This is a genomic window from Streptomyces sp. NPDC060209 (assembly GCF_042728155.1).
Classification (GTDB): domain Bacteria; phylum Actinomycetota; class Actinomycetes; order Streptomycetales; family Streptomycetaceae; genus Streptomyces.
The window spans coordinates 46,527-61,289 of record NZ_JBHWZS010000003.1 but is presented as its reverse complement, the minus strand read 5'-3'; the positions used below and the strand labels follow the sequence as shown (position 1 = coordinate 61,289).

General features: G+C 66.7%; 11 protein-coding genes and 1 pseudogene. 8 read left to right on the top strand and 4 right to left on the bottom strand.

The features are described 5' to 3' along the window. Nucleotide 1 precedes the first annotated feature (1 nt). From ACFWFI_RS01285 to ACFWFI_RS01270, 4 genes and pseudogenes are all read left to right on the top strand, one after another. Nucleotides 2–1,141 (top strand): M20 family metallopeptidase, encoded by a 1,140-nt coding sequence (locus tag ACFWFI_RS01285; RefSeq protein WP_387384108.1) that lies wholly within the window; start codon nucleotides 2–4, stop codon nucleotides 1,139–1,141. A gap of 43 nt (nucleotides 1,142–1,184) precedes the next feature. Next, nucleotides 1,185–1,466: pseudogene (locus tag ACFWFI_RS01280) on the top strand (transposase); the annotation flags it as partial. Nucleotides 1,467–1,687: 221 nt separating this feature from the next. Beyond that, entirely contained in the window at nucleotides 1,688–2,170 is a 483-nt protein-coding gene (locus ACFWFI_RS01275) for a hypothetical protein (RefSeq protein ID WP_387384106.1), read from the top strand. Nucleotides 2,171–2,650: 480 nt separating this feature from the next. Next, complete coding sequence (locus tag ACFWFI_RS01270; RefSeq protein WP_387384104.1) at nucleotides 2,651–3,112, top strand: pyridoxamine 5'-phosphate oxidase family protein; 462 nt, start codon at nucleotides 2,651–2,653, stop codon at nucleotides 3,110–3,112. Nucleotides 3,113–3,619: 507 nt separating this feature from the next. Here the strand turns inward: ACFWFI_RS01270 and ACFWFI_RS01265 are convergent. After that, nucleotides 3,620–4,375 carry a class I SAM-dependent methyltransferase gene (locus ACFWFI_RS01265; RefSeq protein ID WP_387384102.1) on the bottom strand — a complete coding sequence of 252 codons (756 nt, stop codon included), beginning with the start codon at nucleotides 4,373–4,375 and terminating at the stop codon, nucleotides 3,620–3,622. A 1,312-nt stretch (nucleotides 4,376–5,687) separates the two neighbouring features. Between ACFWFI_RS01265 and ACFWFI_RS01260 the strand changes: the two genes are divergently transcribed. Continuing rightward, the gene (locus ACFWFI_RS01260) at nucleotides 5,688–10,880 is read left to right on the top strand and encodes a DUF6531 domain-containing protein (RefSeq protein ID WP_387384100.1); all 5,193 of its coding nucleotides are present in this window, start codon (nucleotides 5,688–5,690) and stop codon (nucleotides 10,878–10,880) included. Between the two features lie 303 nt (nucleotides 10,881–11,183). Here the strand turns inward: ACFWFI_RS01260 and ACFWFI_RS01255 are convergent, their stop codons facing one another. Both ACFWFI_RS01255 and ACFWFI_RS01250 read right to left on the bottom strand, forming a co-directional pair. Further along, nucleotides 11,184–11,321: a hypothetical protein gene (locus ACFWFI_RS01255; protein ID WP_387384098.1), complete on the bottom strand. Its 138-nt coding sequence runs from the start codon at nucleotides 11,319–11,321 to the stop codon at nucleotides 11,184–11,186. 47 nt (nucleotides 11,322–11,368) lie between these two features. Beyond that, nucleotides 11,369–11,953: a 3'-5' exonuclease gene (locus ACFWFI_RS01250; protein ID WP_383114485.1), complete on the bottom strand. Its 585-nt coding sequence runs from the start codon at nucleotides 11,951–11,953 to the stop codon at nucleotides 11,369–11,371. 490 nt (nucleotides 11,954–12,443) lie between these two features. Between ACFWFI_RS01250 and ACFWFI_RS01245 the strand changes: the two genes are divergently transcribed. Next, nucleotides 12,444–12,941, top strand: coding sequence for a hypothetical protein (locus tag ACFWFI_RS01245; protein ID WP_387384096.1), 498 nt, complete (start codon nucleotides 12,444–12,446; stop codon nucleotides 12,939–12,941). A gap of 662 nt (nucleotides 12,942–13,603) precedes the next feature. Here the strand turns inward: ACFWFI_RS01245 and ACFWFI_RS01240 are convergent. Then, nucleotides 13,604–13,819, bottom strand: coding sequence for a hypothetical protein (locus ACFWFI_RS01240; protein WP_387384094.1), 216 nt, complete (start codon nucleotides 13,817–13,819; stop codon nucleotides 13,604–13,606). Between the two features lie 39 nt (nucleotides 13,820–13,858). On the opposite strand from ACFWFI_RS01240, the gene ACFWFI_RS01235 reads away from it, so the two are divergent. Continuing rightward, entirely contained in the window at nucleotides 13,859–14,428 is a 570-nt protein-coding gene (locus tag ACFWFI_RS01235; RefSeq protein ID WP_387384091.1) for a Zn-binding domain-containing protein, read from the top strand. Then, nucleotides 14,421–14,723 (top strand): hypothetical protein, encoded by a 303-nt coding sequence (locus ACFWFI_RS01230; protein ID WP_387384089.1) that lies wholly within the window; start codon nucleotides 14,421–14,423, stop codon nucleotides 14,721–14,723. Before ACFWFI_RS01235 ends, ACFWFI_RS01230 begins: the two co-directional genes overlap by 8 nt. The last annotated feature ends 40 nt before the right edge of the window (nucleotides 14,724–14,763 follow it).

Below are 14,763 nucleotides of genomic sequence, written 5' to 3'. Positions count from 1 at the left end.
CATGAATCCCAAGAGTGTCATCGAGCGGCGGATCCGGGCGGCGGAACGCGGACTGGTGGATCTGTCCCACCGGATCCACGCCCACCCGGAACTCGCCTTCCAGGAGATCCGAGCCAGTGACTGGGTCGCCCAGCACCTGAGCGAAGCCGGATTCGAGGTCGAACACGGCTGCTACGGCCTGCCCACCGCGGTCCGTGCCACCGTGGGCTCCGGGCCGCTGCACATCGCGGTCTGCGCGGAGTACGACGCGCTGCCTCAGATCGGCCACGCCTGCGGGCACAACGTGATCGCTGCCGCCGCGGTGGGCGCCGGCCTTGGGCTGGCAGGCCTCGCCGACGACCTCGGAATCACGGTCACCGTGCTCGGGACACCGGCCGAGGAAGGCGGCGGCGGCAAAGTCCTGATGCTCGAACGCGGAGCCTTCGACGGACTCGACGCCGCCATGATGGTGCATCCCGCGGCCGTCGAGATGGATGCCATGCCCGGCTCGGCGGTCTCCATGTTCGACGTGTCCTACCGCGGCAGGCCCGCGCATGCGGGTGCCTATCCCGAACGCGGCCTCAACGCCGCCGACGCCATGACCGTCGCCCAGGTGGCCATCGGGCTGATGCGCCAGCAGACCACGAGCGGGGACCGTATCCAGGGCATCGTCACTGAAGCCGGCAGCGCGGCGAACATCATCCCGGAGTCCAGCCGAGGCCGATGGGTCGTCCGCTCGGACAGACTGGCGGCGCTCGCACCGCTCACGGCACGCGTACAGCGCTGCTTCGAAGCCGGGGCACTCGCGACCGGATGTGAACTTTCGATCGCCCCAGCCGGCCCCGACTACGCCGACCTGCGACCCGACCCCCGGCTTCTGGCGCTGTACCGGACCAACGCAGAGGCCCTCGGCCGAACCTTCGCGGACCTGCCCGGCGGCGCAGCCGTCGGAGCCGCCACCGACATGGGCAACGTCTCCCACGTCGTGCCCACCATCCACCCCATGCTCGGACTGGACTGCGCACCCGCGGTCAACCACCAGCCGGAATTCACCGCCGCGTGCATCACACCGGCCGCCGACCGCGCCGTCCTCGACGGCGCCATCGCGATGGCCTGGACCGCCGCCGACCTCGCCGCGGCATCCCGAGCGAGCCGATCGTGACGCGCAACAGGAAGCCACGGTTCGCAGGCGCGGTCGCTGATCGGCCGCAGGTTCCACGTTCGATCGGATGCTTCGGGCTGCGCAGGCGAGGGCTGACGCGGCCGGAGACATCGACTGGCTCGTGTCGGTCGACTCCACGATCGTTCGGGCTCACCAGCACGCCGCCGGGGCGCGAAAAAGGGGGCTACGCAGCAGGGCACGCGGCCGGCCCCGGGGCGGCCTGGCCAGCAGGATTCACCTTGCCTGCGACGCGGTTGGCCGCCCACTCACCTTCGTCCTGACGGACGGCAACACCAACGATCGCACGCAGTTCACCGCCGTGATGGACGGTCCTGCCCAAAAGTCCCTGCCAGGGCCTGACCCTCTACCAGGCCCTGGCCCTTCTCCAGCACCTGTTAGCCACCTGGACCGGCACCTGCCCCACCTGCCGACAACCCACCCCATGGCAGACCTACGACACCACCCAACAAAGCCCTACTAGGCTTATGCCGGCGCGCAGCTGAGGGCGCATCACGTGCCCGGCAACGTTGGGAGTGGAATGAGTTCATGGCTGCAGTGATCGCAATGCTGGAAGAGCTCCGGGGCCTCGCCCCGCTGACCGCCGAGGGCGCGGCGGCGCGGTTCCTGGCTCAGGAGTGGACGCCCGGGGGCAAGCCCCGTGACGGCGTGGAGACGTCGTGGGACAAGGGCGGCGTCGGGGGCTGGGTCCAGACCTTCGGCGGTGGGGCCGTCTGCGTCTCGTTCGCCGTCCGGATCCGCGACGTCGACGAGTCGGGCTACTTCGACGACGTGAAAGCCGTCTACGAGCAGGAGGAGCAGGCACTGGCCGACTTTCTGCCCGAGATCGAGGAGTCCTCTCTCGCCGACCATCTCGTCGAGGCCGAGCAGACGGCGGCTGACAAGGACGAGTTCATCCGGGTGAAGAAGTGGACCCTCGGCGGCCGGATCCTGACCGCCGGTGTGATCCAGCAGGACACCGATCTTCCGGTGATGGTCGTGGTGGCGCTGGAGGAGCCCGGCACCTCGTGACCCAGCCCGTACGCCAGGACGCGCGCGGCTCACCGCCCCTCCGTCCGGGCGCGGGAAGACTCGGCTGCATGACGCGGCACGAAAACGAGGTAGAAAACTTCATGCCGAAGTGCCTGGGGTGCCGGTCGGGTCGTGAACATCGCGCGTGATCAGGCTGCCGTCCGGCGGCCGAGGCGCTAAGCCCTAGCTGGTGGCCAGGACGGTGCGGCTCGCGGGCCTCTTTCGCTGATCTTCTCCGCCGCCGCTTCTACCTGCGCGTGGGTCGCAGTCGGGGGATGAGATCACCGTGGCCACCTACAGCCGTACCACCGATGTGACGCTCGTAGATGCGCTGCCACCCGTGCTTCAGCACTCAGCTTGTCGGCCTGAGCGTCACAGGTGGCCACACCCCCGGGCTGCGGGCGGAGCGGCTCGTCGGTCGCCGGGAGTAGGACCAACGCCTCATGCGCGCGAGGGAACCGCTGATTAGGGTCGGCGTTCATGCAGACCACGGGAATCGCTCGTCGTGATGTGCCGGAGCGCAGGCGCGACACTCTTGAACGGCTCTCCAGAGAACGGGACATATGGGTATCGACGGCTCATCCGGATCACGGCCCGCATCAGGTGCCGCTGTGGTTCTGGTGGGACGGGCAGGCCGTGTGGATGTGCACCGGCGAGACCTCCGCTACTGCGCGTAACGTGCAATCGGAGCCCCGTGTGCGCCTGGCATTGCCGGACACCTTCGATGTGGTGCTCCTGCAAGGGAAGGCGGAGTGCTTCTCGGACCGGGGCGTGCCGAAGGACGCCGCGGATGCGTTCGCCGAAAAGTTCGGGTGGGACCCACGTGTGGAGGAAGTCTCTTTTCTCTATATACGCGTGACGCCGAAGACCGTGCTCGCCTGGCGCGGCGAGCCGGAACTGCGCGGCAGAGTCCTCATGCGCGAGGGAGCGTGGCTGGAGTAGCCCCGGTCGCCAGGTGAAGCGTCCTCATTCTCTGATCTCGACGACGCAGATTCATGCTCAGCGCACCACAACAGCCGCCAACAAAACTGCTCAGTGGCCGGCTGAAGCACTCAGTCACACCGGTTCGGCCCGCAATCGGCCCCGCGCTTGAGCAGTACGTCATCCGGAACGCGACGACCTGCGGCTGATCCACCGGGCGGCAGCCCTGGGCCCCGGGCATCGTGACGGCGTACCGCCACCGACCCGCACCATGCCCCTCCAGGAAGTGCTGGATCCCGCCGCGGCTGCGGGAGGCGCGTCCGCCGGAGACCAGCGGGGTGCGCAGGTGTCCGTACTGGACGGCGAGTGCGACCAGGCCGCCGGGCCATCGGGCCATCGGGCGATGCGCCAGGGCGCGGCGGGGGCGGGCGGTTCCTTCGTGTCGGGCTGTGCGTGGGCGGCACTAGGAACGGGCAGTGAAGCTGGTGCCGGAGGGGCGTTTCAGCTCGTCGCCTCGCTGGCCGGAGCCTATTCTCCACCGCCCGGGAGTCGGTAGACCGAGACGTGGGATCCCGAGTCGGCGGTGAACCGAGCGCCCTGCCAGTCCGCATGCCTGGATTCGAGTTCGAACCCGGCGAGCTGTGCCATGAGGTCGAGTTCCGATGGCCAGATGTAGCGGTGCGGGCTTTGGAACAACTCCGCAGTCCGTTTGCCTTCTTCGAAGTCGAAGTGGTGCGAGACAACGTGCTGAGTGAGCACGTCGTAGGTGTCCAAGCTGATGTGGCCGGGCTCGGATTGGCAGACCACGGCCTTCCTGTCCGGCGGGAGCTTGTGCACTTCGGGCACCCACAGTTCGATCACGAACCGGCCACCGGGTGCGAGATGGCGGGCTGCGTTGCGAAAGCACTCGACCTGCTCGGGTTGGGTCTGCAGCACGGAGATCGCGTTGAAGACCAGGTAGACGAGCTGGAAGCAGCCCGCGCCGGGAGCGCTTGCGGTGGCCATGTCGCCCAGGACGACGGGGATCGCCTCCTCGTCGGCCTTCGTGCGCAACTGCTCGACCATGGGTCTGCTCAGCTCGATGCCAGTGACCGCAACCCCCTTGGCCGCGAGCGGGATGGCCACCCGGCCCGTGCCAATGGCAAACTCCAACACTCTCCCGCTTTCGGCGAGTTCCGCCAGTGTGTCCACAGTCGGCCCGAGGACGTCAGGCGCGAACATGCCGGTGCCGGGCGTGTCGTAGCTCTGGGCCGCATCGGCGTCCCAGACCTCATCCTGTCTCATGCCGCACATGATCCAGGAGGAGCGGGGCGGGTGTCGACAGCCTTTCCACCCGTGGGTCGCACGGCCACGCGCCGCTGCTGCCCAGATCGTGGCGCTGATATGCGGAAGCCCTCCTCATCACGGCTGACCAGGCGGGGACGCCCTCTGCCATCCACCTGCGCAGCAGGCCGTTGCAAATTCGCCCATGCGCCCAGCCTGATGTGATGAACCCTCAGGACGAGCGTCATCGACGCGGCGTGCCTGAATATGCAGTCAGCCGTCCTCGCGGACTGGGTCCAGGTTCGCCACGCACTCCACCTGATGTGTCATCGAAAAGATGTCGGCCTGAGGGCGTGATGGAAAAGACCAGGTCAGAGACCATTTCTCAGCTCGTCGTCCTGCGTGTGGCTGCCTGGAGCGTCAAACGAGCGTCATGGCTGACAGCCGGCGAACAGGCCGCCGAAGCCATGTCACCCATCGGGTCCGCCCCCGCCGGCTCCGGACGCCAACTCACCTGTCGTGCCCCGCACCATCTGTCCGAACAACATCACGGGCCATGCCAGCCAGCCGACGACACCCCGCACCCGTACGGAGGAACTCCGCGGAGAGCAGGCGCCTGTGGGTAGCGGCCAGATGGGCCGATCCCTTCAGCACCCTGCCGTCGACGGTGATCCTCGGTGCGTCCGGCCCTGTCCTCGGCGGCCTCGCGCCGGCCCGCGGGGCAGTCACCGACCGCCCGGTCGAGGGCGTCATCAACGACAGTTGCCGGCACCCGGCCGATCATGGTCCGCGAAGCCACAGCGCCACTAGAAGCTCCGCTCCCGCACGTCGACAACAAGCGAGGTCCGCGAACGAGGCGCACCTTCCACTCCCCCACCAGTCGCCACAATCACGCCAGTCTCCGAACAGAAACCCAGGGTTGGCTGGCTGCTCTCCGGGTGTTCAACTACCGCCTCCAGGACAGGAAGGCGTGTTCACGCCAATCGCCCATCATGGGGCGGCTGGTTGGCCCTGCGACCAGGGGACACTCCGGGCGCCGTTCGGTGCGACACGTCGGGATCCAGCCCCATCCGCCGCCGTGCGTTAGTTCGATCCGCTTTTGGATCAAGCATCACCCCGACTCTGTTCACGACTTACTCACGGGTGATGCACTGTGCGCACACAAGCGCGAAGACTCCTCACGACACTCCTGGCTCTGGCTCTCCTGGCCGTCGCAGGGGTCATCCCCTCCTGGGCATCTCCCGGAGGCCAACAGACCTCCATACCCCCATCGTCTGCCATACGGACGGCCGCGGCGAGGACCGCTTCGGACCTCCCGAAGCCGCCCAAGGCCATGACGCTGGCCGAGAGACGCCAGCAGGTGAAGCGGGACCGGGGCGAGTTGTCGCCCATGCACAAATACATCGACCCGCGCGCAGAGAAGCCGTCCGGTACACCGCACCCCCGCCCCACCGAACCAGCCGACCGGGGCCCGGCCGCCAGCAGATCGGCAACTCCGTTCGGCGCACAGGCAACCGGGAATCCCACGTGGGTCAGCGCGTACGCCACTGCTTACCCGGCGATGCTGTCGATCGGCGGGCAGCTGCAATTGCCTGCGGGCACGACGGCATCCCAGGTGTCCGGGATGTGGCTCTACGTCCGCGACGAGGCGGGGAACTACGTCCACCAGCAGGAGATCAAGCGCACCACCGGTGACCCCTCGGGCCGCTACCTCGACAACGGCGCCTGGTGCTACGGGTGGTGGCCGGGCAACGCCTACCCCGCCGACCAGTGCTTCTGGTGGAGCGGCAGCACGCTCGGGGGGCATCTCGAGGACGGCAAGAAGTACTACGCCTGGATCTTCCTCACCGGCACGGACGGGTCTTCGAGTCCGGGCGGAACCACCTCGCCCCTGGTGGAAGCCTTCTACACGCCTGACATTCCCGGAGCACAGGCGGGCATCTGCACCTGCTACGCGCAGGCTCACCGTGCGGACCCGGTCAACACGGCGACCGGCATGTTCTTCGAGCAGCTCACCGACGCCTCCCTGGTCGGCCCAGGTGTGCCCTTCGCCCTGGAGCGGACGTACCGTTCCGACTCGGCCACGGCGGGCCTGCTGGGCCGCGGCTGGGCAACACCGTTCGACTCGAAGCTCACGGTCGCGACGGGAAAGGTCACCTACCGGGTGGACGACGGGGCGTCGTTCGTGTTCACGCAGAACAGCGACGGAACGTACAGAGCTCCGGCCGGGTCGGCGGCCAAGCTGGTCAAAGGCACCAGTGACTACATCCTGACCACGCCCGACCACACCAAGCGGACCTTCACCAGCGGTGGTCAGCTCGTTTCCGTCGTGGACAAGGCAGGAAAGGGGCTGAACCTGACGTACGCGTCCGGCAAGCTCGCCTCCGTCAAGGACGCCGCCGGACGCACGACGACGTTCACGGTCGGCACGGACGGGCTCCTGACCAAGGTGGCCCTGCCGGACACGACGTCGGTGTCCTACGGCTACACCAATGGCCTGCTGACCTCGGTGACCGACCCCGCCGGAAAAACCTCTTCCTACACGTACGACGCGAACAAGCGACTGTCGTCCTACACCGACCCCGCAGGCGGCAAAGTCAGCAACACCTACGACACCGCAGGCCGGATCACTTCCCAGACCGACCAGAACGGCAAGACGACCACGTTCACCTGGGACGGCAGCCGCGAGTCCCACACCACGGCGCCCGACGGCGGCGTGTGGACCGACGTGTACTCCGGCAACGTCCTCATGTCGACCATCGACCCGTACGGCAAGAGCATCACCTACGACTACGACCGCAATCTGCGACCCGTGGGCATCACCGACCAGCGCGGCAACACCACGTCGATGACGTACGACAGCGCCGGCCGCATGCTCACCCGGAGTTCACCTGCGAGCCTTGGCTACAAGGAAATCTGGACCTACGACACGTCGGGCAACATCACCAGCCACACCGACGGCCGCGTCAACAAGACCACGTACGCGTACAACACGTCGAACCAGCTGACGACGACCACCGACCCGCTCGGCGGCACCACCGTCTACACGTACACGACACTCGGCGCGATCCAGACGGTCAAGACGCCGCGGGGCAAGGTCACCACCTACGGCTACGACACAGCCGGGAACCGCACGTCGGTGACCACACCCCTGGGTGAGAAGGCGACGTTCACCTACGACGCGGCCGGGCGGATCCTGACCAAGACGGACCCGCGCGGCAACGTCACCAACGCCGACCCAGCCGCCTACACCACGGCGTACGCCTACGACGGGCGAGGGCTGCTCAGCTCGGCCACCGACCCACTGGGCCGCACCACTGCCTATACCTACAACGGCGCGGAGCAGCTCCTCACCGCGAAGAACCCTGAGGGCGACACCACGGCATTCGCCTACGACGATGCCGGGCACCTGACCCGGACGACGGACACGGCGGGCAAGTCCGTCACCCGCACCTACAGCGCAGCCGGACACCTCGCCTCCGAGACGGACGCAGCCGGCAACAAGACCACCTACACCTACGACAAGGTGGGCCGCCTGCTCACCAGCGTCTCCCCGCGCGGCAACGCCGTCGGCGCCGACCCGGCCGCATACACCACGAGCTACGCCTACGACGCCGCAGGGAACAGCACCAAGGTCACCGGTCCCACCGGCGCGTTCACCACCACGACCTACGACGCGATCAACCGGCCTCTGGTGAACACCGACCAGCTGGGACACACCACCGGCTACACGTACGACGCCAACGACAACGTCACCAAGGTCACCGACGCCGCAGGCAAGACGACCCTCTCGGTCTACGACAAGAACAATCGGCTGACCAGCAGCACCAACCAGCTGAGCAAGACCAGCACCTACACCTACGACGCCGACGGGCACCTGCTCAGCAGCACCTCGCCCGGGGGCAACAAGGGCACCTGGACCTACGACGACGACGGCCGCCAAGCCACCGCCGTCGACCCACGCGGCAACGCAACCGGCGCCTCCCCCGCCCAGTACACCACCGCCTACGACTACGACCCGTCGGGCAACCCGACCACCGTCACCGACCCGCTCGGCAACGTGACCAGAACCGAGCACGACGCCGTCGGAAACGTCACCAGGAGCACGGACGCCGACCAGCGCGCCACCACCTACAACTACGACAAGCTCGACCAGCTGACCACCGTCACCGCCCCCGGCGGCGCGGCCACCACCTACGACTACGACACGGTCGGCAACATGACCGGTCGCACCGACGCCAACGACCACGTCACCACCTACGGTTACGACGCGGCGCACCGCCTGACGTCGGTCACCGACCCGCTGGACCGGGAGACGTCGTACGCGTACGACGCGGACAGCAATCCGGTCAAGGTGACGACGCCCCGAGGCTCCACCACCCGGACGTACGACGTCCGCGGCCTGGTCACCAAGATCGACTACTCGGACTCCACGCCGGACGTCACCCTCGGCTACGACGACGCCGGACAGATGACCGCCCGTGCCAACGCGAAGATCTCCGAGGACTTCGTCTACAACGCGGTAGGTGATCTCACCAAGACCCGCGGCTTCGCCTACACCTATGACGCCGCCGGGCAGATGCTCACCCGTAAGTACTCCGACGGCAACACCATCGGCTACACCTACGACAACGACGGCCGCACCGCCACCATGACGGCCGACGGCGCCACCACCACCTACACCTCGGACCCGGCGGGCAACCTCACCAAGACGGCGCTGCCCAACACGGAGACCGAGGACCGCACCTACGACCGGGCGGGCCGCGTCACAGCCGTCACCTCCTCCAAGGCGGGCACGACGGTCACCAAGACCGCCCTGACCCTGTCGGCGGCCGGCCTGCCCACACGCGTCGACGTCACCCGGGCCGGAATCGGCACCGGCGGCTACGACCAGACCTACGACACCGCGGGCCGTCTCACCTCCGGCTGCTACCCCCAGCCCTGGATCACCGGCTGCGCAGCGACCCGCACCACGTCCTACACCTACGACAAGGTCGGCAACCGCCTGACCTCCACCCTCGGCGCCACGTCCACCAGCTACACCTACGACGACGCCGACCAGCTCACCTCCACCACCGCCGGGGCAACCACCACCGCGTACGACTACGACGCGGAAGGCAACCAGACAAAGGCGGGCGCCAACACCTTCACCTACGACCTGGCCGGGCAGATCTCCGCCGCCACCGTCGCGGGCACCGACCACACCTACGACCACGACGCCAGTGGCAACCAGGTCGCCACGCTCAAGGACGGCGCGGTCACCAGCCGCACCCAGTGGGATCCCAACGCACCCCTGCCGATCCTCGCCACCGAGTACGACAGCGCCTGGACCGTCAAACAGTCCTACCGCTACGACCCCCTCGGCCAGCCCGCAGCCACCAAAACCGGTGCAGGTGCGGTCTTCTACTACCACCACGACACCCAGGGCTCCCCGCTCGACGTCACCAGCAGCACAGGCACCCTCCACCAGCGCTGGGCCTACGACCCCTACGGCACCCGCGTCCTGGGCACCGTCACCGGAGGCGCGCCCTCAAGCACCCCCACCTACACCGGCGCCCGCTACGAAACAACCACCGGCAACATCGACCTCCACGCCCGCCAATACACCCCGGCCACCGGCCGCTTCACCAGCACCGACCCGGCAACCCGAAGCACCTCAACCCCCAACGTGTCCCCGTACGCCTACGCCGACAACCAGCCCACCCTGCTCACCGACCCCAGCGGCCGGACCCCCGAAGACCCCAACAGCCCAGGAGCGATCCTCGGCGACTTCGGCTCGGGCTTCCTCCAAGGGCTGAAGGCACCCTTCCAGTTCCTCGGAGACGCCTACAACGCCGTCACCGGCCAGAACGGCGGCGCCGGCGCCTTCCTCGACAAGTACCTCCCCGTCCGCCCCGCCTACCGCCTCTACCGCGCCGAATACATGCTCCGCCAACAAGGCTGCGACGCACTCGCCGACCTCTACGCCGAAGCAGCCGACGAACTCACCCAACAGCTCGCCGTCACCGGACTCGGCGGACTGACCGGGTGGCGCAGGGCAGCCGTCGAGCCCAAGGCTCCAGGCCGATTCGGACCAGGGGCAGCACACTCCGACGATCCAGCACTGGGTGGAGCAAACCCGTATATTCCTCGCGGCTTCAGCGCGGGGACATACGGCCAATTCACGCAAAAAATCTACTCCGGCCTGCGCGCAGCTGGCTACAATGACTCCACGGCCATATTTCACGGAAGCTCCGTCACTGGACGAAGCTTCAGGACGGGGGAGCCTTTCCGACCGGAGAGTGACTTCGACATCGCACTCGCAGGAGCAGACGTCTTCGGGCAAGCTAAGAAAGCCGGCGTGGGCCTTCGATCTAAGGGCACCCGAACCGGCGAGCTGACGGACGAAAATCTGCGAAAGATGCGCCTCACTCGACTCGCTCAAGAACTCTCAGAGGCAGCCGGGCGACCAGTTCACTTCATGGTCTACGATTCCGTTGAGAGCGCAACCGGACGCGCACCGAGTATCATCGCACCGCGGAACTAACGGGAGGAAAACCATGGGGCATCGCTACTACCTCTACGGCTCCGACAAAATGAGCTTGCAAGAGGTAAGCGATGCCCTGTCGACCTCCTTGCAAATCCCATTCGACGCCCGCCAAAGCGATTACAAGGGAGGCAGATACTATCTAGCACGAATGCAGGCTCCCGGAAAAATCACAATCGAAGAAAACTGGGAAGATGACGAGGGTTACCTCGCCGAACCGGACTTTCCGACATGCTCCACGCTCGTATATGTCACTGAGCCGACCATACGTGTGGTATCAGCACTAGAAAACTCGGGTCACCTTCAGCGCTTGAGGATGTCATGCGTTGATTGATAAGCCGTGAGACGGTTCCATCCATGGCTCCGGTTGAAGGCCACAGACCTGACGGAGCCGATCGGCGCAACCAGCCACTCCTTGCAGCCGGCACCGTTGTCGTACATGCAACATGCACCTTGCAGGATGCCCTGCCCCACGCCCTGGCGGCACGTCAGGCGCGGTGCCCTCCCGCGGTCGGCCAGTCTCCCCTCTCGTGGAGGTGGAGTACGAGAGCAGCGATGTTCCAGGCGTCGTCCTCACCCCGGTGGTGACGGCCTTCGAGACGCCGCCCCACGATCTGCAGGGCGCGTGCCATGCCAGGGGCCTTGCGCAGGCCCTCGACTTTGGTGAAGACAGTTTTTGCATTGACGTGGTAACGGCCGAAAGGGTAAGGCGTCCCTGTGGCCTGGCATTGCCTTCCGAACTGGTGACGGTCGTAGTCGCCCCAACTGGCCCAGGGCCTGGTGCCTGCGCGGTGCTCCGCCGTCAGTAGTCGGCACGCCTCGGCGAAGGAGACTCCCTGATCGACTTTGTCCTGAGTGAGTCCTGTCAGCTCCGTGCAGAACTCGCTGACGGTGGACCAGGCGGGCCTCACCAGGATCCGGTGCCGACCAAGGCGCTCGCCGATGTTCAGGTCGACGACAGTGAGCCCGATTTCGATGATCTCGCTGGCCTCCCCAGGCGGCGGGGAACCGGCCCAACACGTCGCTTCGACGTCCACGACGTTGACGACACTCTCGGTCCAGGTGCTGTCCATGACGAGAAGCATAGGGAGACGCAGCGGTCGGGCCCATGCCCAGCAGCGAAAGGTCACCACAGCCTCGAACTGTAGGCGGCACTCATTTGCGGAGCAGGTCGAGGTGAGCTCGGCCGAACGACTACCCCCTATGCGTGGCGGGTCCGCCGACGACGAATGCAGGATCCTGACCGAGTGGCGTTGCCGTAGCATGCCTCGTTCGCCGAGATGGATATCTGCGGATTCGAACTGGGGCCGGCCCCAGTTCTCGACCGTGACCGGCCTTCGGAGACGAGCTGGTTCCTGCGGTCGTGCTGTCCCGACCATGAGACCATCGGTCGGGTCGTGCCGTTGACTGGCGCACAGTGGGTGCACCTGCCCCCCTTCCCCCGGATACGGCTCACAGAGTCGTGGCGAGCAGGCCGAGGACGAGGAAGAGGGGCTTGTCGGTGGGGACCGCTACTATCCAGGATCCTCACGGCACGACGAACGGGGTCAGGGAATGGGCTACGTGAACGAAGCGGCGGTCAAGCGGAAGCTGGGTATCCCGAACTGGCGGAACCTGTCCAAGGACAAGGTGCTCAAGTTCGCAGCAGCCATGCCCGAGATGGCCACCGAGGTGCGGCTCAAGCTCATCGAGCAGTTCCCTGCCTTCAAGGACCTGGGCAAGGCCGACATCGATGCGGTCACAGAGGCCCACAAGTCCACTCTCGCAGCCAACGAGAACAGTCAGAATCACTTCTATAAGGCTTCGCAGGACCAGCGGGACGCTCTGCAGGCCGACCTCGGTCGGGACGACCTTAGCTGGGAGCAACGGGAGGCCCTTTACGACCGCTTCGACCAAAACGTACAGCGGGTAGGCGAGAAGGACAGCGAGAACAAGCATTTCCTGGGGGCGGGGATGAAGTTGGTGGCAACCGCCGGTGCAGCCGCCCTCGCGCTGAGCGTGGTATACGTCGGCGGTAAGATCGCTGGAGCGAGCGAAAACGGTTCCGAGGAATCCCAGTAGGACAGAGGCTGGTCCTCTGGAGTGAACCCACCGCGGGTCAGTCGGCGGGTGACTCTGCCCCCGGCATGTCGTGCTCGATTCCGGCATGCAGGGTGCGGCCGCCCGATGGGATCACCTCGACGAGGCGTTCCTCCTCCGCTTGGGATAGATCCGTGAAGAGTCGAATGGACGTGTTCACGAGGTCCAGTAGGGGGACACTGCCGCGGGGCGGCTTTACCGAGGCAGTCCGGGTGGAGAAGTTGTACCTCACCGGTACGCCACTTGGAGACAAGGCTGCTTCGAGTGTCTTGACCAGGGTTCCCGGTCCGAGGGATTCGCTGAGGTGACGGAGCCGGTCCCCATGCAAAGCGCCCACCTATCCTTCGTACGCCACCTGCCCGCCACGGTTGACCAGCGTGATGGCCTTGAGGCTCAGCCCTACGAGCTGCAGACGATCACCAACCTCGTCGAGGGTCGGCAGTTCGTACGCCGCCCGTGCCGCCGACGATGTCAGGTGGTTGACCTTCTGTGCGAGCGTGAGAACGAAGCCGGGCGCGTTGAAGTTGAGGGCTCCCTCACTCTTCGTCCGTTGGAGGGGGGCTGCACCACGGCGAGCGGCGACGGAGGAGGGAGTCTGAACCCCACGAGAGCGCGCACACCAGTCTGTCGAGGCGGTCAGCAGCTCAGTACAGCCAGAAGTTCTGCTGGGCCCACCAGACCAAGGCGAGCACGACGGCGCCACCCAGGGCCTTTGCGGCTCCGCCGAGGAACGACAGAGCCATCGTCCGGCGCACACGGCGGACAGTGCGCGGGGTGAGCTTGATTCTCAGCATCTTCGAGATCGGCAGGATGGCGCCGCAGAACAGCAACAGCACGCCTGTCAGCAGGACGATCAGCAAAAGCGACGACTCGTTCGTACTCGGGGAAATAGCGTAGTCGTGGCCAGCATCAGCTCGCGGAGATCCATCGTGATCGCTCCTTCGGTTCGTGTCGGATGGCATGACGATCTCCGTCGACGACGGCGTGCAGGGGCGATGCCGAACTTCTCCACTCGTCTCAAGCCCCCGCGCTATTGGCTCGTTCACACCTTCGCTCACATCCTGATCCGCGAGCTCGCCCTCACCTGCGGATACTCGGCTGCCAGCCTCAGCGAGCGCCTCTACGCCTGGCCCGCCGCCGAAGGGCGTGACCCATCGGCCGGCCTTCTCATCTGCACCACCGCTTCCGACAGCGACGGCACCCTGGGTGGCCTTGTGCAGCTCAGTGAGCCCTCTCGCCTCCAGCGGGTCGTCGACAGCGCGCTGCGCAAAGCCGCGCGCTGCTCCTCCGACCCCATCTGCTCCAAGCGCACTCCGCAGGACCCCGAGGACTTCCTCCACGGCGCCGCCTGCCATTGCTGCGTAATGGCATCAGAGACCTCCTGCGAGCGCGCCAACCGCTTCCTCGATCGCCGCTTCCTCCTCGACCTGCCCGGTAGTGGCCTCGGGTTCTTCCGAGTCCATGGGTGAGGCAGACGCGGCACGGCGGCTCGGTCAACTCCTCACCGGGACCGAGGCCAAAGGCATCGCGGACCGTCTGGCCGACGGCGACACCCTCGGTACCGCGCTCAAAGTCGTGCCGGCCGGCCAGCGGGCAGAGGTCCGGCGTCTGTTGCAGGCCGTAGCTGGCGACGACGAGGCATCGCACCATCAGGTCCGAGTCCTACGTGCGATCGAGGGGGCCCGGGCGCTGCCGACCACACTGTCGCCACTGTGGACCATGCCCGGGCACCTCGCCAGAGCGGACCGCTCACCACCTCGGTGACACGCCTCGTCGACAGCGCGCGCCACGCCATAACGTGCTC

Excerpts from the sequence above, each read along its gene's own strand:
- ACFWFI_RS01285 (WP_387384108.1), top strand. The coding sequence starts at position 2 with ATGAATCCCAAGAGTGTCATCGAGCGGCGGATCCGGGCGGCGGAACGC.
- ACFWFI_RS01275 (WP_387384106.1), top strand. The coding sequence starts at position 1,688 with ATGGCTGCAGTGATCGCAATGCTGGAAGAGCTCCGGGGCCTCGCCCCG.
- ACFWFI_RS01270 (WP_387384104.1), top strand. The coding sequence starts at position 2,651 with ATGCAGACCACGGGAATCGCTCGTCGTGATGTGCCGGAGCGCAGGCGC.
- ACFWFI_RS01265 (WP_387384102.1), bottom strand. The coding sequence starts at position 4,375 with ATGAGACAGGATGAGGTCTGGGACGCCGATGCGGCCCAGAGCTACGAC.
- ACFWFI_RS01260 (WP_387384100.1), top strand. The coding sequence starts at position 5,688 with ATGACGCTGGCCGAGAGACGCCAGCAGGTGAAGCGGGACCGGGGCGAG.
- ACFWFI_RS01255 (WP_387384098.1), bottom strand. The coding sequence starts at position 11,321 with ATGTACGACAACGGTGCCGGCTGCAAGGAGTGGCTGGTTGCGCCGATC.
- ACFWFI_RS01250 (WP_383114485.1), bottom strand. The coding sequence starts at position 11,953 with ATGGACAGCACCTGGACCGAGAGTGTCGTCAACGTCGTGGACGTCGAA.
- ACFWFI_RS01230 (WP_387384089.1), top strand. The coding sequence starts at position 14,421 with ATGGGTGAGGCAGACGCGGCACGGCGGCTCGGTCAACTCCTCACCGGG.